The sequence below is a fragment of the Hyphomicrobium sp. genome, from assembly GCF_020852195.1.
In the GTDB taxonomy this organism is placed as follows: Bacteria; Pseudomonadota; Alphaproteobacteria; order Rhizobiales; family Hyphomicrobiaceae; genus Hyphomicrobium_C.
The window spans coordinates 13494-28802 of the sequence record NZ_JADZBI010000198.1; the positions used below are offsets into that span (position 1 = coordinate 13494).

The following is a 15309-nucleotide window of genomic DNA, read 5'->3' on the forward strand; positions in this document are numbered from 1 at the left end:
GCCGCAAAACCGATCGAGGAAAGGTGGCTGACCATCGCTGCTCCACCCTTCCTTTCCTTTTATCGCCGCTCAGGCCGCAAGCTCGCTCAGCTTGGCGAGGATGGCGCCGCCCATCTCGCTCGTGCCGACTTGGCGCATGCCGGGCTGCATGATGTCGCCGGTGCGGTAGCCGTCGGCGAGCACGCCGGCGATCGCCTTGTCGATCAGGTCCGCTTCCGCGCTCATGGCGCAGGAGTAGCGCAGCGCCATGCCGAAGCTGGCGATGGTCGCGATCGGGTTGGCGAGCCCCTTGCCCGCGATGTCGGGTGCCGAGCCGTGCACGGGCTCGTAAAGCGCGAGGCGCTTGCCGGTCGACTCGTCGACGGCGCCGAGGGAGGCCGAGGGCAGCATGCCGAGCGAGCCCGTCGCCATCGCAGCCTCGTCGGACAGCACGTCGCCGAACAGGTTGTCGGTGACGATGACGTCGAACTGCTTCGGGTTGCGCACGAGCTGCATGGCACAGTTGTCGGCCAGGATGTGATGCAGCTCGACATCGGGCGCGTAGGACTTGTGGGTCGCGGTCACGACCTCGTTCCACAACACGCCCGTCTTCATGACGTTGCGCTTCTCGGCGGAATGCACCTTGTTGCCGCGCTTCCTCGCGAGGTCGAAGGCGACCTTGGCGATGCGCTCGATCTCGTGGGTGGTGTAGAGCTGGGTGTCGACGGCGCGCTTCTGGCCGTCCTCGAGGGTCACGATCTCCTTCGGCTCGCCGAAGTAGACGCCGCCCGTGAGCTCGCGCACGATCATGATGTCGAGGCCCTCGACCAGCTCGCGCTTGAGCGATGAGGCATCGGCGAGCGCGGGATAGCAGATGGCGGGGCGCAGGTTGGCGAACAGGCCGAGATCCTTGCGAAGGCGCAGCAGGCCGGCCTCGGGACGCGCGGCGTAGGGGACCTTGTCCCACTTGGGGCCGCCGACGGCGCCGAAGATCACGGCGTCCGCCGCCTTGGCCGTGGCGACGCAGTCGTCGGTGACGGCGACGCCGTGCGCATCGTAGGCGGCGCCGCCGACGAGATCGTTCTCGGTCTCGAAGATCGTCTTGCCGCTCCGCGTGTTGAAGAACGCAATGATGCGCTCGACCTCGGCCATGGTCTCGAGGCCGATGCCGTCGCCCGGCAGAAGGAGCAGCTTGTGCGTCGTCATGATGTGGGGTGTCCGTTCGGAGGGATCTTTGCTGGCGCGGTACTAGCGTGCCGGCGAACCGGGGGCAAGCCGGTCGGTCGTCGATGCGGCAGGCTTGGAACCGAGCCGGACAGACTCGAACACGGTTGCCCAAGCGCCGTGTGGGGTGGAGGCGTGTCCGGGTCCCGGCCTGCGCCGGGATGACGTTGGTTGAATGGAGACCACTCGCCCTTGCTCCGTCACTCCGGCAAAGGCCCGAGTCCCGATACGTCGAAGTTCAGCCGATGAACGGGATGGAGAGGAGGAGGGTGAAGCCGTTGAGCGTCATCAGGGCGCCGACGATGCCAACCAGGATGCTGGCGACGAGAACGGCCGTGCCGCCCGAGATGATCGCGACCGAGGCCAGCACGATGGCGATCTGCAAGAGAGCCTGGCCGTAGTCGAAATAGGGGTCCTTGCTGGCGGCGATGTCGCGCTCGGCTTCGAGCGCCTTGCCGCGATGGAACAGCTCGTCGAGCCCCTCGTTGCTCTTGGGGTTGGAGGTCAGCTCCTTGTCGAGTTCGCGGTAGCTCTCGATCTTGGCGCGGATCGCCGCGCGCGCGGGCTCGGACAGTGAGGCATCGTTCGCAAGCTGCAGCTCGAGCTCGTCGACCTGCAGGCGCAGCGTGTGGCGGCGCATGTTCTTGGCCTGGAAGAAGCCCCAGATGTTGGTCGCCTCGACGTTCTTGCGGTTCGCGTCCTTGGCGGCGTTGCCGCCGCCCATGGCGCAGACGGCAAGAATGACGGCAAGCACGCCGATGTAGACGCCGATCCAGCGATCGCGCCGGCGCTGCCTCGATTCGGCGGCTTCGCGGCCGAGGTCCTCAAATGCCATCGTCACGGCCCTCGGAGCGCACGAGCTCGCGGTGCTCCGCGACGTCGCCGGTTTCCGTCAGGCGATAGACCTGGGGCGCAGCCGTGGCCAGCTCACGGTCGAGGATCTCCTCCGGCGTGAGCTTCTCGAGGTCCATGATCAGCGCGCGAAGCGAGTTGCCGTGCGCAGAGACGAGCACGTTCTTGCCTGCCGCGAGTTGCGGCCAGATGTGCTCATGGTAGTAGGGCAGGACGCGTGCGGCCGTGTCCTTGAGGCTCTCGCCGCCGGGGGGCGGCATGTCGTAGCTGCGACGCCAGGACAGCACCTGCTCCTCACCCCACCGCTCGCGCGCCTGGTCCTTGTTAAGGCCGGACAGCTCGCCGTAATCGCGCTCGTTGAGTGCCGGATCCTCGATCACCTCCGGTATCTCGCCGCCGATCTCGCCGAGGATGATATCGAGCGTATGCTGGGCACGCTTCAGCTTGCTCGTGAAGGCGATGTCGAAGCGAAGGCCTTCGGATTTGAGAACACGTCCCGCCCACACGGCCTCGATGAGGCCCTTGTCGGTCAGGTCCGGATTGCGAATGCCGGTGAAAATGTTCTTATTGTTCCATTCGATCTCGCCATGGCGCACGAGCACGAGCGTGTTCTTCATGGCGGAAACCCGTTTCGTTCTTTGCAAATTCGACATCTAAAGCCCTAACACATCGCTCATGTTGAACAGGCCGGGGCCTTTGCCCTGGCCCCACTGTGCCGCCTTGACGGCGCCGCGCGCGAAAATGCTCCGATCCTCCGCGCGATGCGTGATCTCGATGCGCTCGCCTTCGCCGGCGAAGACCACCGTATGCTCGCCGACGACGGTGCCGCCGCGCAGCGTGGCAAAGCCGATGTCGCCGCGCCGGCGCGGTCCGGTATGTCCGTCTCTCGCCCGGACGCTGCTGGTTTTGAGGTCAACGCCGCGTCCCTCTGCCGCCGCTGCACCCAGCATCAGAGCCGTGCCCGACGGCGCGTCCACCTTCTGACGATGGTGCATCTCGACGATCTCGATATCGAAGTCCGCATCGAGCGCCTCGGCGATCCGTCGGGTGACGGCCGTCAGCAGGTTGACGCCGAGGCTCATGTTGCCCGCCTTGATGACAGTAGCGTGGCGCGCGGCGGCTTTTATCGCCGCTTCGTCGCTATCGTTAAAACCCGTGGTGCCGATGACGTGCACGATGCGGGCGTTGGCGGCGAGGCCGGCCATCTCGACCGACGCGGCAGGAACGGTGAAATCGATGACGGCGTCGCTTCTCGCCACGAGCTCCAGCGGATCGGAGGTCACGGCAACTCCAAGCGGGGGGAGCCCGGCGAGCGTTCCGAGATCCGCCCCGATATGGGACGAGCCCGGCGGCTCGGTGCCGCCCGAGAGCACGCATCCCGAGGCGGCGGAGACCACGCGGACGAGCTCGCGGCCCATGCGGCCTGCAGCTCCCGTCACGGCGATCCGGATCTCGGTCATCAGGTCCTCAGGGGGGATCAGTTGCGCGCCGATATAGCAATGGAAACGCCGCAGAGGAAGTGCGGCGCTTACGCCGGCTCGCGGTTCTCAACCGCGTAAGGTCGCGTGCAGTGCGGGAGGCGTTCCGGGACAGTGCGTCCCGGATTTTGGCCACGAAGGCGTGTAGAAGAAACCGTACTCGTTCTGGCCGTCTCGTGAGGACATACCTTCGTCGCGAGCGTAAACGTGACCGAGGTCGTTGGTGAACCCCATGATTCACGCTTTGGAACGGCTGCGTCCCGGGCGGTCCATGGTCTCAGGGCACGCCATGGCCGCGCATGCGGCCCGGCTTTGCACGTTCGCCATCGTATTGTGGTGCGGTGCGGCCGTGGCCATCCAGCAGGTCCGGAGCCTCTATACAGCCGTCGATCCTTCCCTCTGCAGGCCCCTGGGTGGTGGAGACAGCGGTGGTGCGGCGCGGCTCTGCGAGGGGCTGCCGGGCTATCCCGTCTATATCGCGGAGGGCAGCCGCGGCGTGTATCTCAGCGTCGGACCGAACGCGGACAAGCGCCGCGCGGCCAGGCAGACTCTCAGCTCCTTCAATACCTTGTTCGACAGGGGTGGGCGGCGGACGACCGTCGAGTGGCGCTTCGTGGTGCGTGACCGGCAGACCGTGCCCTATGCCACCATCGTGCGCTATTTCACGCAAAGCGCGACGGACGCCGGGCAGGTGCTCGTGGTCATGCGCGTGACCGACCGCGAGGTGTGTCACGTGGCCTATGTGGATGCGCTGGCCAACCTCGATGCCATCGTGCTGGCGCGCAAGCTCGCGGACACGGTGGCGCGCTCGAAGCCCTGTCCGCAGGAGCCGTCGGTGCAGGGCGCGCAAGGGCGCAGCCCGATGTGAGGAGGAACGTGTCGTGATAGGGACTTTGCGCTGGGTCCCTGCTCGGCGCTCGGCTCTCGCCTCGCTTGGCCGGGGTGACAGGAGGAGTCAGGAAGACCAGGCGAAGGCGATCTTCTCGAGCTTCTGACCGCCGATGGTCTCGAAGCCCTGCTTCACGGGGCGGCCGCCGCGACGCCAGTAGAAGTCGGTGGCGATGGAGTTCTCGGCCAGGGCCCAGACGATGAGGCCTTTCAAGCGGCGCTGATCGAGGCCATGGCGACACGCCTCGAACAGATGCTCACCAAGGCCGAGCCCCTGATAGACGGGTGCGATGTAGAGCTCGTAGATCTCGCCCTGGTAGGGGCCGCGCGTGCGCGAGAAGCCGAGCGTGGCATAGCCGATGATGGTGCCGCTCTTCTCGAGAACGATCAGGCTGTCGCCGCTTCTAATGACGCTCGCCCACCAGTCGGCGCCACGGCGGCGGATCATGTTCTCGAGATGATGATGGGGAAGGATGCCGCGATACGCCTGCACCCAGGACTGGCGAAACGTCTCGGCCACGGCCGCGGCGTCGGCGAGCTTTCCCTTGCGGATCTTGATATCGGAACGCGACCCTAACATTATTCCACTATAGCCAGAATTTTTTATCGCGGAAAGCAATCCGCAACGCTGAAATCAAAAAAAGAGCGCCCGGCGATTCTGAGCACCGGGCGCTTCGTGTTTCACGCGTAGGAAACTACCGGATGGTCCGTTGGAGGACCCGGCTCCGCGCGCCGATCAGCCCGCTTTCTTGATCTGCTCGAACGTCTTCGTGGCGGCCGAATTGAGGCTCTCCAGCGTTTGCTGCGCAACCTTGGTCGACAGCTCGAACAGCTCCTTCGACTGCGCGCCGGCGGTGGCAAGCTGCTGCTGGACGAAGCCCGACTGCAGGCGGATCAGCTCGGGGAACGTCTTGGCGCGGGCGAGGGCCTGGGCAGCCTCGAAGGCGGCCTCGGTGTTGACCTCGGTGTTCTTCAGAACTTTGTCGCTGATCGACTTCGCGCCCGCAAAGGCCGCGACCGTCACCTCCTCCAGGACCTTGACGTTGTCCTTGGCGACGGTCGAAAACTTGTCATAGGTCTCGCGGGCCTTGGTCACGCTGTCCTCGGCGATGGCCTGGACCTGCTCGGGAATGCGGGCATCCTTGGCAGCGGTGAAGAACTCCTGGGTCTGGCGGGCAAAGTCGTTCACGGAAATGGCTCCTTTTTTGCGTCGGTCGGTTGGCGGGGTCGGGAAAAAGGAGCGCGCCGCCGGTGCTCCGGCCGCAATAGGCAGCCCGTGCTGGGCGCTCCCAACTTTCGAGTTGCAACATAGCACAACTATATTGCAGTGCAACATGATTATTTGTTGCCCTGCATTAAACGGCTTTGATCCAGATCAAACCCCTGATTTGTGCGGCTGCAGCGCGGGGATGGGTTGTGCTCTGCTCGCTGAATATCTCGCACTTGCGAAAAGCGCAAGGCGTGTCATCGTCTTAGGGCTGAAGAGACGGGAACAGGTCGCGATAGCCCATGGCCGCGGGGTCGAACAGAATGTCGCGCGGCGCGAGGGGGCGGGCGAGCGCCAGGCCCTCCAAAGTCCGGCACCGCGACAAAGCGACATAGGCCTGGCCGTGGGCGAAGGTGCCGCGGCCGAGGTCGATGTAGACGTTGTCGAGCGTCAGGCCCTGGGCCTTGTGAATGGTGAGGGCCCAGGCGAGGCGGACTGGGTACTGGCGGAAGGTGCCGGCGACGGTGCCGACGATCTTCTCCTGGTCCTTGTCGTAGGCGTAGCGGCGCTGCTCCCAGCTCGCTGGCTCCAGCTCGTGCTCGCGGCCGGCGACCTCGACGAAGACCTTTTTCTCCTCGAGGCGGGAGATGCGCGCGATGGTGCCGTTCACCCAGCGGCGGTCGGAATCGTTGCGCAGTAGAATGACTTTGGCGCTGGGCTTCAGGATCAGTGCGCTGTAGGTGGGGTGCGCGGCCTGCGTGAAATCCCCCGTGATACCCGCCTCGTAAGTGAGGGCGCGGCCCGGAAGCGCGTCGAGATAGGCCGTGTTGATGCGATGAGCCGCGGCGTTGGTCGGTGTCAGGATGACGAATTTTTCTCCCTCGCCGAGCGTGCGGATCGGCGCGACGCGGCGGTTGAGCTCGGCGAGATCCTCCTCGTCGGCCTCGCCGTCGCGGATGTGGTTCAGGACGGAGATCAACGTCTCGTCGCTTTGGCGGAACACCTGCGTCAGCTCGAGGCGCTGAGTGCCGGCGCCCTCGCGCAGGGCTGGCACGGAGAAAAAGAACGGGCCGCCGAACTCCTCGTGCAGATGCCCCGCCACCTCGGCCTCCTGCACCACGGGCGGAAGCTGATGCAAGTCGCCGAACAGCACGAGGCGCACGCCGCCGAACGCCTCGCGCGGGCGGCCGCGGTTGACGCGCAGCGACTGGTCGATGGCCCACATCAGGTCCGAGCGCACCATCGACACCTCGTCGATGACGAGGAAGGCGAGCTTGCGCATGACCTGGCCGTTGCGGGAGCGGCGGATGTCGTCGGAGCGGATCAGGCGCGGGGGAAGGCCGAAGAAGGAATGGATGGTCTGGCCGCCGACGTTGACCGCGGCGAGGCCCGTGGGTGCGACGACGACCAGCTCCTGATCGGTGGCATTGCGGAGTGCGCGCAGCAGCGTCGACTTGCCGGTGCCGGCGCGACCGGTGACGAATAGGTGGCCCTCGCCCTCGCGGATGAAGTCGAGAGCCGTACGGTATTCCTCAGTCGGCGTGATGCCATCGGGCCAGAGGGCCGCGTCGGCGGCCGTGGCGGAGGCAAGCGCTGTCGAGGGCGGTGTCTGCACGGGCGACCTTCTGATCGGGCAACGGGGCTACGACCTAAGGTGATGCGGGCCAGTGTGTCAAAGTCCAGGGGCTGGAAATTTCCAGCCCCATTATTTCGTCAGGGCCGCGCAGGGGCCGTGATGGTGTGTGGGAAGGCGGGGTTCCGTTTCGGACTTCCACGTGTCTGGATCCCGGCCTGCGCCGGGATGACGTTGCGTGTGTGGCGAGCCGCTTGCCTCCTCTCGACGTCATCCCGGCGTAGGCCGGGACCCACGCAAGTCGCCGCGCATGGGACGTTTGCGGTCGTCGGGTTGCTTGCAACGCCCTCTTGTGGAAAGGGTCGGAAGGAGGAGGAATAGCCGTTGGAAAGGTTTCTGAAACTGCGGCACGCGAATTGGTCCTTGAAAGGGGGGAGCGGCACGCGTAAGTCAACCGCGATTGTTGGATATATCCAACATGCCGTGTTGGATGGATCCAACCGACAAAGGGTGCAAAAACCATGGGCTACAAAGTCGCTGTCGTCGGTGCGACCGGAAATGTCGGGCGCGAGATGATGAATGTGCTCACCGAGCGTCGGTTCCCGGCCGACGAGATCTTCGCGATTGCCTCGCGCCGCTCGCTCGGCACCGAGGTCTCGTGCGGCGACACCACGCTCAAATGCCAGGACCTCGAGCAGTTCGATTTCTCGAAGGCGGACATCTGCCTGATGTCGGCCGGCTCGTCCGTGTCCAAGGCGTGGAGCCCCAAGATCGGCACCACCGGCTGCGTCGTCATCGATAACTCGTCGTGCTGGCGCTACGATCAGGACGTACCGTTGGTCGTGCCCGAGGTGAACGCGGACGCGGTCGTGGGCTTCTCGAAGAAGAACATCATCGCCAACCCGAACTGCTCGACGGCGCAGATGGTGGTTGCCTTGAAGCCGCTGCACGATGCGGCCGGCATCAAGCGTGTCGTCGTCTCGACCTATCAGTCCGTCTCCGGCGCCGGCAAGGAGGCCATGGACGAGCTGTGGGCGCAGACCAAGGCCAAGTACGTGCCGGGTCAGGAGATCGAGCCGAATAAGTTCCCCAAGCAGATCGCGTTCAACTGCATTCCTCACATCGACGTCTTCATGGAGGACGGCTTCACGAAGGAGGAATGGAAGATGGTCGCCGAGACCAAGAAGATCATGGACCCGAAGATCAAGCTCACGGCGACGTGCGTGCGCGTGCCGGTGTTCGTCGGGCACTCGGAGTCGGTCAACATCGAGTTCGAGCGGCCGATCACGGCGGACGAGGCGCGCGAGATCCTGCGCGATGCTCCGGGCGTTCTGGTGGTCGACAAGCGTGAGCCCGGCGGCTACGTGACGCCGGTCGAGGCGGCGGGCGAGTATGCGACCTACGTCTCGCGCATCCGCGAGGATGCGACGGTCGAGAACGGGCTCGCGCTCTGGATCGTCGCCGACAACCTGCTCAAGGGCGCGGCGCTCAACGCGGTGCAGATCGCGGAGACGCTGATCGAGCGCAATCTGCTCAAGGCGAAAGCGGCGGCTTAAGCTGCCGCTTCCGCTGTCGTCCCGGCCCCGCGACGGCGAAGCCGAGCGCTGGGCCGGGACCCAGCAAAAGCTTCTATCGCAAAAATATTGCGTCTTCGACGCTCTTACGCTGGGTCCAGGATAAGGCTTCGGCTGCGCCTCCGCCTTTCCGGGATGACAGGAGGGCGTTATTCGCTCGCGGGTTTTTCAAGCTGGTGGCGCTGCAGAAGGCCGACCTGGGAAATCGCGAACACCATCGTGATCGGCATGATGGCGAAGACCTTGAAGGTCACCCACTGGTCGGTCGTCAGCAGGCGCCAGGCGAGCTCGTTCAGGAGTGCAAGGAACACGAAGAAGCAGGCCCAGCGGAAGGTCAGCTTGCGCCAGCCCTCGTCGGTCAGCGAGAAGACGTCGCCGAAGAGGTAGCTCAGCAGCGATTTGCCGAAGTAGAGGCCGCCGAAGAGGATCGCCGCGAAGATGCTGTTGACGATGGTGGGCTTCAGCTTGATGAACAGCTCGTCCTGCAACAGTAGCGTGAGCCCGCCGAAGACGACGACAACGAATGCCGAGACGAGCGGCATCACCGGGATACGCCCGAACAGGATGCGCGAGGCGACGAGCGAAACGAGCGTCGCGGCGATGAAGAGGCCGGTGCCCCAGAAAATTCCGGCGCGAGCGTTCGTCAGGAAGAACACGACGAGCGGGCCCAGCTCGACGACGAACTTCAGGAGCTGCTGCGAGCCGCTCTCGTGGGTCTCGGGCTTGGTTTCGGTCTGGCTCATGAGCGGTTCGTTCCGTTGTTTCGCGCGTGGTGTCCCGTGGAGGCTTGCGTGGATTCCGGCCTGCGCCGGGATGACGTCTTTCTGTCTGGACGCCTAGTGCCCGCACTTTCCGTCGCCGCGATCCTGGCCGTCGCCGGATAGGCTGCAACCCGGGTCAGGATATGTGCGACCATAGACGGCGACGGCGGCAAAAGAAACCGTCCGGCGGCCCGCTCACAGGTGGTGCTTGCTCATCCATTTCGTCAGCAGCCAGGCGTAGAGCCCGCTCAGCGGCAGGACGACGAACAGCTTGAAGGCGATCCAGATATCGACGCCGTTCATGGCGTAGCCGAGGATGTGGTAAATGTGGTCGTCCTTGAAGTAGAGCCGCACGAACTCGTTCAGGCCCGCCGTGAGCAGGAAGAACCAGGCGAAGCTGCGGGTGAAGGTGTCCCAACCTTCCTTGGTGTAGTGGAAGGTCTTCTCGAACACATACTGGAAGAAATTGCGGTTCGTCCACAGGCCGAGGAACAGGAAGCCTGCAAAGAGCGCGTTGAAGATGGTGACCTTGATCTGGACCCACATCGGATCGTGGGTGATCAGCGTCAGCGCGCCGAAGACGATGGTGACGGTCGAGGCGATCAGCGGGAAGATCGGCGGGCGGCGGAACATGTAGACCATGGCGATGATCGCCGCGATGGTGGTGAGGATCAGCGCCCACGTGCCCGCGTTGATGCCGTAGAGCGCGTTGACGAGGAACATCGTCACCAGCGGCCCGAACTCGCTCAGGATGTTGACCGTCTGCTCGGCGTTGAAGGGGTAGAGACGCTTGCGGGGGCTCATGTTCTGCAAGTGACCTTTTGTATGGCTGGGCGCGGCCGAGGCGCTGCTCGCTTCGACCTTCGGGGCCAGAACTTCAGTTTTCCGCGATTGCACGGGCGTCATCCTTGGCAGAGAAAGATTGCAGGTCGTCGACACCTTCGCCGACGCCGATGGCGTGAATGGGCAGGGCGTACCTGGCGGCGATGGCGACCAGAATGCCGCCGCGGGCGGTGCCGTCGAGCTTGGTCATGACGAGGCCGGTGACGCCGGCACGCTCGCGGAACACCTCGACCTGCTGCAGCGCGTTCTGGCCGGTGGTGGCGTCGAGGACGAGCAGCACGTCGTGGGGCGCGGTGGCGTCCACCTTGCGGATCACACGCACGACCTTCTCCAGCTCGGCCATCAGCCCTTCCTTGTTCTGAAGGCGGCCGGCGGTGTCGATCAGCAGCACGTCGGAGGTGGCCTCCTGCGCGGCCTTCATGGCATCGAAGGCGAGGCCGGACGCATCGGCGCCGACGTCGCGGGCGATCACGGGGGCGCCCGTGCGCTCACTCCAGACCTTGAGCTGGTCGATGGCGGCGGCGCGGAAGGTGTCACCGGCGGCCAGCATCACGCGGCGACCCTCGCGCGTCAGCTTGGCGGCGAGCTTGCCGATGGTCGTCGTCTTGCCCGAGCCGTTGACGCCGAGCACGAGGATGACGTGCGGCTTCCGCGTCTCGTCGATGGCGAGCGGGCGCGCCAGGGGCTCCAGCACGCTGGCGACCTCCTCGGCCAGCGTCTCGCGGATCTCCTCCTCGGAGATGGACTTGTCGAAGCGGCCCTTGGCCAGCGCCTTGGTGATGCGCGCGGACGTCTCGAGGCCGAGGTCGGCTGCGAGAAGAAGCTCTTCAAGCTCGTCGAGCGTCTCTTGGTCGAGCTTCTTCTTGGTGACGAGGCCGGTGATGCCTTGTGTCAGGCGGGAGGATGTCTTGGAGAGGCCGGAGCGCAGGCGGTCGAGCCAGCTCTTGCGCGGCGGCTCGGCTGCGGGCTCGGGCGTCGCCTCTGCGCCCGCCGTGTCGTCACGGCGCTCGTCGTCGCGCGGTGCGTCGCCCGTGCCGAACATGCGGCCGAAGAGGCCCTTACGCTTTGGCTCGCTCGTGCTCACGCGTCGACCATTCCATTCAGGCGGCGGCCGTCGCGGCGGCCGAGCGTGGCCCAGTGGAAGGTGCCCACGGGCGCCTTGCGATCGACGCGCACCTCGGCGAACTGCGGTGTGCGGCCGACGTCCTCGCGCTCCATCAGGATCTCGATGCGGCGGCCCTCGAGGCGGTCGAGATAGCGGGCGTGGGCGGCCTCGCCCTTCTCGCGCAGGCGGGCGGCGCGCTCCTTCACTACGCGGCGGTCGACCTGCGGCATGCGCGCGGCCGGCGTACCCTTGCGCGGCGAGAACGGGAAGACGTGGAGGTAGGTGAGGCCGCAGCTTTCCACGAGATCGAGCGTGTTCTCGAACATGTCGTCCGTCTCGGTCGGGAAGCCGGCGATGAGGTCGGCGCCGAACACGACATCGGGGCGCAGGCGGCGCACCTCGTTGCAGAAGCGGATGGCGTCGTCGCGCAGGTGGCGGCGCTTCATGCGCTTCAGGATCATGTCATCGCCGGCCTGCATGGAGAGATGCAGGTGCGGCATCAGGCGCGGCTCGGTGGCGATGGCGTCCATGAGATGCGCGTCGGCCTCGACCTGGTCGATGGAGGAGAGGCGCAGGCGCGAGAGCTCTGGCACGCGCGCGAGGATCTGCTTGACGAGGCGGCCGAGCGACGTGCGGCCCGGAAGGTCGGCGCCGTAGGAGGTGATGTCGACGCCAGTCAGCACGATCTCGGGATAGCCCGCCTCGACGAGCTTCCTCACTTGCGAAACGACCTCGCCGGCGGGCACCGAGCGCGAAGGGCCGCGGCCCATGGGGATGATGCAGAACGTGCAGCGATGGTCGCAGCCGTTCTGGATCTCGACGTAGGCGCGGGCGCGCGAGCCGAAGCCGTCGATCATGTGCAGCGCGGTTTCCTTCACGCTCATGATGTCGTTGACGGCGACACGGGCGAGGCTCTCGGTCGCGAGCGCGCGGAAGGTTTCCGGCGCAAGCTTCTCGGCGTTGCCGATGACATGGTCGACGCCGTCGATCCCGGCGAAGCGCTCGGGCTCGATCTGGGCGGCGCAGCCGGTGACGATCAGGCGTGCGCCGGGGCGCTCGCGGCGCAGCTTGCGTATGGCCTGCTCGGCCTGGCGGACGGCCTCGCCGGTGACGGCGCAGGTGTTGACGATCACGCAGTCGCCGAGGCCGGCGCCGGCGGCGTGGCGGCGCATCACCTCGGACTCATAGGCGTTGAGCCGGCAGCCCAGCGTGACGATCTGCGGTTCGGACATCGCGTCGTTCAGGGTGTCATTCGGGAATGTCATGCGGCTCTTAGGTCAAACGGCCCTGGGGGACAAGGTGGCCTCTTCCGGCGACGCGACGACCGGCCTCGCCCCGAGGGTGCCTTCGTGCTCCAGCTCCGCGGGGCCGGTCATCAGAATATGATTGTCGGGCGCCCATTCTATGACAAGCGGACCACCCGGAAGGCTTACCGTTACCTTACGATCAACCAGTCTCTTGCGCATGGCCGAGACGGCCGCCGCGCAGGCCGCGGTGCCGCAGGCCCGGGTGAGGCCCGCGCCACGCTCCCAGGTGCGGATCGTGATGGACGAGCGTGACGTCACCTCGGCCAGGGTGACGTTGACGCGCTCGGGAAACAGCGGGTGGTTTTCGATCAGCGGGCCGAAGCGGCCGAGGTCGTAGTCCGCGACAGGCTTGTCGACCCAGAACACGACGTGCGGGTTGCCGACGTTGACCACCGACGGGGAATGCAGGACGGGATCGTTGATGGGGCCGATCTGCAGCTCGATGGCACGGGTGTCGTGGAAGGGCTCGGCCAGCGGGATATCCGCCCAGCCGAAGCGCGGCTCGCCCATGTCGACGGTGATGGCCGTGAGATCCTTCACGGAAACGGAGAGGATGCCGGCGCGCGTTTCGAAGGCGAGGTCGCGCTTGCCCGTGCGCTCCTTTTCCAGCCAGCCGATGCAGCGCGTGCCATTGCCGCAGGCCGCCGATTCCGAGCCGTCCGTGTTGAAGATCGAGACGAAGGCGTCGGTGCCGGCAGTGCGCGGAGGATGCAGCACCATCATCTGGTCGAACGCGGTCGCCGGATTCTCCGCGACAGACCTGATCTCGCCCGCGCTCAGCGCCGCGCCGCCGCACCGCAGATCGACGACGACGATCTCGTTGCCGAGCCCGTTCATCTTGACGTAGCGGAGGGGGGCCGAAGTGCTCATGGGCCGACTATATGGGCGAAGCGGCGATAAAAGACAAACGCGGTGCCGCGGGGTGATGCGGCGGTGCCGCTTCATGCATGCGTAAAATCATGATGCCTCTCGGCAAACGGCGCATGTGTCCTACATAAAGCCCGATACGCGTCGAACGAGAACGAGGCCACCATGCGCTTGAGACCCGGCATTGCCGCCGCCGCTCCCCTTTTGTTCCTGATGGCTGATGCCGCTCCCGGCGCTCAGACCAATGCACCCGCTGCGCCCGAAACGGCCGTCAAGCTCTCGACAGTGGCCGAGGGGCTCGAGAACTCCTGGGCGCTCGAGTTTCTGCCGGACGGACGCATGCTGGTCACCGAGAAGGCCGGCAAGCTGCGGGTGATCGCAGCCGACGGCAAGGCCGGACCGCCGGTCAAGGGCGTGCCGGAGGTCGCGGCGGCGGGGCAGGGCGGCCTCCTCGACGTGGCGCTCGCCAACGATTTCGCCGAGAGTGGTTTGATTTTTCTCTCCTATTCGGAGCCGCGCGGGCAGGGGCAAAGCGGAACTAGCGTGGCCCGCGCCAAGCTCGTCCTCGACGGAGACGGAGGCACGCTCGAGGATGTCAAAGTCATCTTCCAGCAGCTGCCGGCCTACGGCAACGGCTTCCACTTCGGCTCGCGCATCGTCGTCACGCCGGAGGGCAACCTGTTCGTGACGCTCGGAGAGCGTAGCGATCCCAAGACGCGGGTCGAGGCCCAGAACCCGAAGAACCATCTGGGCAAGATCGTCTACATCACGCCCGACGGGGCGCCCGCGGCTTCGAAGCCGGCGCAGGAAGGCTGGGATCCGCTGATCTGGTCGATCGGTCACCGCAACGTGCAGGGCGCCGTTATCGATCCGGAGACGGGACAGCTCTGGACGCTCGAGCACGGGCCGCAGGGCGGCGACGAGCTCAATCATCCCGAGAGCGGCAAGAACTACGGCTGGCCGATCATCATCTATGGTCTCGAATATTCAGGTGGTCCCGTCGGCGAGGGCATCACCTCCAAGCCAGGGCTCGAGCAGCCCGTCTACTATTGGAACCCATCCATCGCCGTCTCGTCGCTGCTGCTCTACACCGGCGACCTCTTTCCCGAGTGGAAAGGCAACTTCCTCGCCGGCGCGCTCAAGTACATGCAGGTGCAGCGCCTGGTCGTGAAGGACGGCGAGGTGGTGGCGCACGAGGTGCTCGCCAAGGACATCGGCGAGCGCGTGCGCGATCTCAAGCAGGGCCCGGACGGGGCGGTCTATCTTGTGACCGACGACGCGAAAGGGCGCATCGTGCGCATGGCGCCGGAGTAGATTTAGTATCCGCCCGGAGAGCCGGGGTTGCCAGGCCCGCGCGGCATGCCTTCGCCGCTTCCGGTGTCCTTCGGCTTCGGCCTGTCGACGCCATGGACCTGCACGGACTCCGTGCGGTCGATCTGGCAATCGGCGTTGCGGTCGAGCAGCTTGAACGCGAGGTTCTGCTTGCCGGTGATCTCCTCGATCGTGACGCGGCCGTCACCGTTGGCGTCGTAGTAGGAGATGTTGGCGACCTCGAACAGGCGGTCGCTGGCGACCATCTTTGTCCAGTCCGCCGCGGCGAGGGCGCCGTCGCCGGTGCCGTCCGCCTGGCGGAACTCGGTGGAGACGTAGC

At 65.8% G+C, this 15309-nt stretch carries 15 protein-coding genes and 1 pseudogene; 3 read left to right on the plus strand and 13 right to left on the minus strand.

The genetic code is table 11. The annotated features are described in order from the left end of the window. Positions 1–69: 69 nt before the first annotated feature. From leuB to dapB, 4 genes are all read right to left on the minus strand, one after another. A complete protein-coding gene (gene leuB, locus IT540_RS16840) occupies positions 70–1185 on the minus strand; it encodes a 3-isopropylmalate dehydrogenase (protein WP_291180605.1) in 1116 nt (371 codons plus the stop codon). A gap of 256 nt (positions 1186–1441) precedes the next feature. Then, entirely contained in the window at positions 1442–2038 is a 597-nt protein-coding gene (locus IT540_RS16845) for a DUF4337 domain-containing protein (RefSeq protein ID WP_291180607.1), read from the minus strand. Next, a complete protein-coding gene (locus IT540_RS16850) occupies positions 2028–2672 on the minus strand; it encodes a 2,3-bisphosphoglycerate-dependent phosphoglycerate mutase (RefSeq protein WP_291180609.1) in 645 nt (214 codons plus the stop codon). Before IT540_RS16850 ends, IT540_RS16845 begins: the two co-directional genes overlap by 11 nt. Positions 2673–2708: 36 nt before the next feature. Continuing rightward, positions 2709–3515 carry a 4-hydroxy-tetrahydrodipicolinate reductase gene (gene dapB, locus IT540_RS16855; RefSeq protein WP_291180611.1) on the minus strand — a complete coding sequence of 269 codons (807 nt, stop codon included), beginning with the start codon at positions 3513–3515 and terminating at the stop codon, positions 2709–2711. Positions 3516–3765: 250 nt separating this feature from the next. On the opposite strand from dapB, the gene IT540_RS16860 reads away from it, so the two are divergent. Further along, positions 3766–4401, plus strand: a complete 636-nt coding sequence (locus IT540_RS16860) for a hypothetical protein (protein ID WP_291180613.1) — start codon at positions 3766–3768, stop codon at positions 4399–4401. An 87-nt stretch (positions 4402–4488) separates the two neighbouring features. Here the strand turns inward: IT540_RS16860 and IT540_RS16865 are convergent, their stop codons facing one another. The 3 genes from IT540_RS16865 to IT540_RS16875 all read right to left on the minus strand — a co-directional run bounded on the left by IT540_RS16865 (position 4489) and on the right by IT540_RS16875 (position 7243). Further along, entirely contained in the window at positions 4489–5001 is a 513-nt protein-coding gene (locus tag IT540_RS16865; RefSeq protein ID WP_291180615.1) for a GNAT family N-acetyltransferase, read from the minus strand. A 156-nt stretch (positions 5002–5157) separates the two neighbouring features. Beyond that, positions 5158–5610, minus strand: coding sequence for a phasin family protein (locus IT540_RS16870; protein WP_291180617.1), 453 nt, complete (start codon positions 5608–5610; stop codon positions 5158–5160). 283 nt (positions 5611–5893) lie between these two features. After that, on the minus strand, positions 5894–7243 hold the full coding sequence (locus IT540_RS16875) for a DEAD/DEAH box helicase (RefSeq protein ID WP_291180619.1): 1350 nt from the start codon (positions 7241–7243) through the stop codon (positions 5894–5896). A 479-nt stretch (positions 7244–7722) separates the two neighbouring features. Here IT540_RS16875 and IT540_RS16880 point away from each other — a divergent pair, with 479 nt between their 5' ends. Further along, complete coding sequence (locus IT540_RS16880) at positions 7723–8757, plus strand: aspartate-semialdehyde dehydrogenase (protein WP_291180621.1); 1035 nt, start codon at positions 7723–7725, stop codon at positions 8755–8757. A 167-nt stretch (positions 8758–8924) separates the two neighbouring features. Here the strand turns inward: IT540_RS16880 and IT540_RS16885 are convergent, their stop codons facing one another. The 5 genes from IT540_RS16885 to dapF form a co-directional block, all read right to left on the minus strand. Further along, on the minus strand, positions 8925–9518 hold the full coding sequence (locus IT540_RS16885) for a septation protein A (protein ID WP_291180623.1): 594 nt from the start codon (positions 9516–9518) through the stop codon (positions 8925–8927). A 213-nt stretch (positions 9519–9731) separates the two neighbouring features. After that, positions 9732–10340, minus strand: coding sequence for a septation protein IspZ (locus IT540_RS16890; RefSeq protein ID WP_291180624.1), 609 nt, complete (start codon positions 10338–10340; stop codon positions 9732–9734). Between the two features lie 73 nt (positions 10341–10413). Continuing rightward, the gene (gene ftsY, locus IT540_RS16895; RefSeq protein ID WP_291180626.1) at positions 10414–11463 is read right to left on the minus strand and encodes a signal recognition particle-docking protein FtsY; all 1050 of its coding nucleotides are present in this window, start codon (positions 11461–11463) and stop codon (positions 10414–10416) included. After that, positions 11460–12716, minus strand: coding sequence for a tRNA (N(6)-L-threonylcarbamoyladenosine(37)-C(2))-methylthiotransferase MtaB (gene mtaB, locus IT540_RS16900; protein ID WP_291180634.1), 1257 nt, complete (start codon positions 12714–12716; stop codon positions 11460–11462). Before mtaB ends, ftsY begins: the two co-directional genes overlap by 4 nt. Before the next feature lie 45 nt (positions 12717–12761). Next, positions 12762–13661, minus strand: a complete 900-nt coding sequence (dapF, locus tag IT540_RS16905) for a diaminopimelate epimerase (protein ID WP_291180628.1) — start codon at positions 13659–13661, stop codon at positions 12762–12764. Between the two features lie 162 nt (positions 13662–13823). On the opposite strand from dapF, the gene IT540_RS16910 reads away from it, so the two are divergent. After that, positions 13824–14972 carry a PQQ-dependent sugar dehydrogenase gene (locus tag IT540_RS16910; RefSeq protein ID WP_291180630.1) on the plus strand — a complete coding sequence of 383 codons (1149 nt, stop codon included), beginning with the start codon at positions 13824–13826 and terminating at the stop codon, positions 14970–14972. 2 nt (positions 14973–14974) lie between these two features. Here the strand turns inward: IT540_RS16910 and IT540_RS16915 are convergent. After that, a pseudogene (locus IT540_RS16915) lies at positions 14975–15309 on the minus strand (hypothetical protein); the annotation flags it as partial.

Coding starts and splice junctions, on each gene's coding strand:
- IT540_RS16865 (WP_291180615.1), bottom strand. CDS start 5,001: ATGTTAGGGTCGCGTTCCGATATCAAGATCCGCAAGGGAAAGCTCGCC.
- IT540_RS16860 (WP_291180613.1), top strand. CDS start 3,766: ATGATTCACGCTTTGGAACGGCTGCGTCCCGGGCGGTCCATGGTCTCA.
- IT540_RS16890 (WP_291180624.1), bottom strand. CDS start 10,340: ATGAGCCCCCGCAAGCGTCTCTACCCCTTCAACGCCGAGCAGACGGTC.
- IT540_RS16850 (WP_291180609.1), bottom strand. CDS start 2,672: ATGAAGAACACGCTCGTGCTCGTGCGCCATGGCGAGATCGAATGGAAC.
- mtaB (WP_291180634.1), bottom strand. CDS start 12,716: ATGTCCGAACCGCAGATCGTCACGCTGGGCTGCCGGCTCAACGCCTAT.
- IT540_RS16885 (WP_291180623.1), bottom strand. CDS start 9,518: ATGAGCCAGACCGAAACCAAGCCCGAGACCCACGAGAGCGGCTCGCAG.
- IT540_RS16910 (WP_291180630.1), top strand. CDS start 13,824: ATGCGCTTGAGACCCGGCATTGCCGCCGCCGCTCCCCTTTTGTTCCTG.
- IT540_RS16845 (WP_291180607.1), bottom strand. CDS start 2,038: ATGGCATTTGAGGACCTCGGCCGCGAAGCCGCCGAATCGAGGCAGCGC.
- leuB (WP_291180605.1), bottom strand. CDS start 1,185: ATGACGACGCACAAGCTGCTCCTTCTGCCGGGCGACGGCATCGGCCTC.
- dapF (WP_291180628.1), bottom strand. CDS start 13,661: ATGAGCACTTCGGCCCCCCTCCGCTACGTCAAGATGAACGGGCTCGGC.
- IT540_RS16880 (WP_291180621.1), top strand. CDS start 7,723: ATGGGCTACAAAGTCGCTGTCGTCGGTGCGACCGGAAATGTCGGGCGC.
- dapB (WP_291180611.1), bottom strand. CDS start 3,515: ATGACCGAGATCCGGATCGCCGTGACGGGAGCTGCAGGCCGCATGGGC.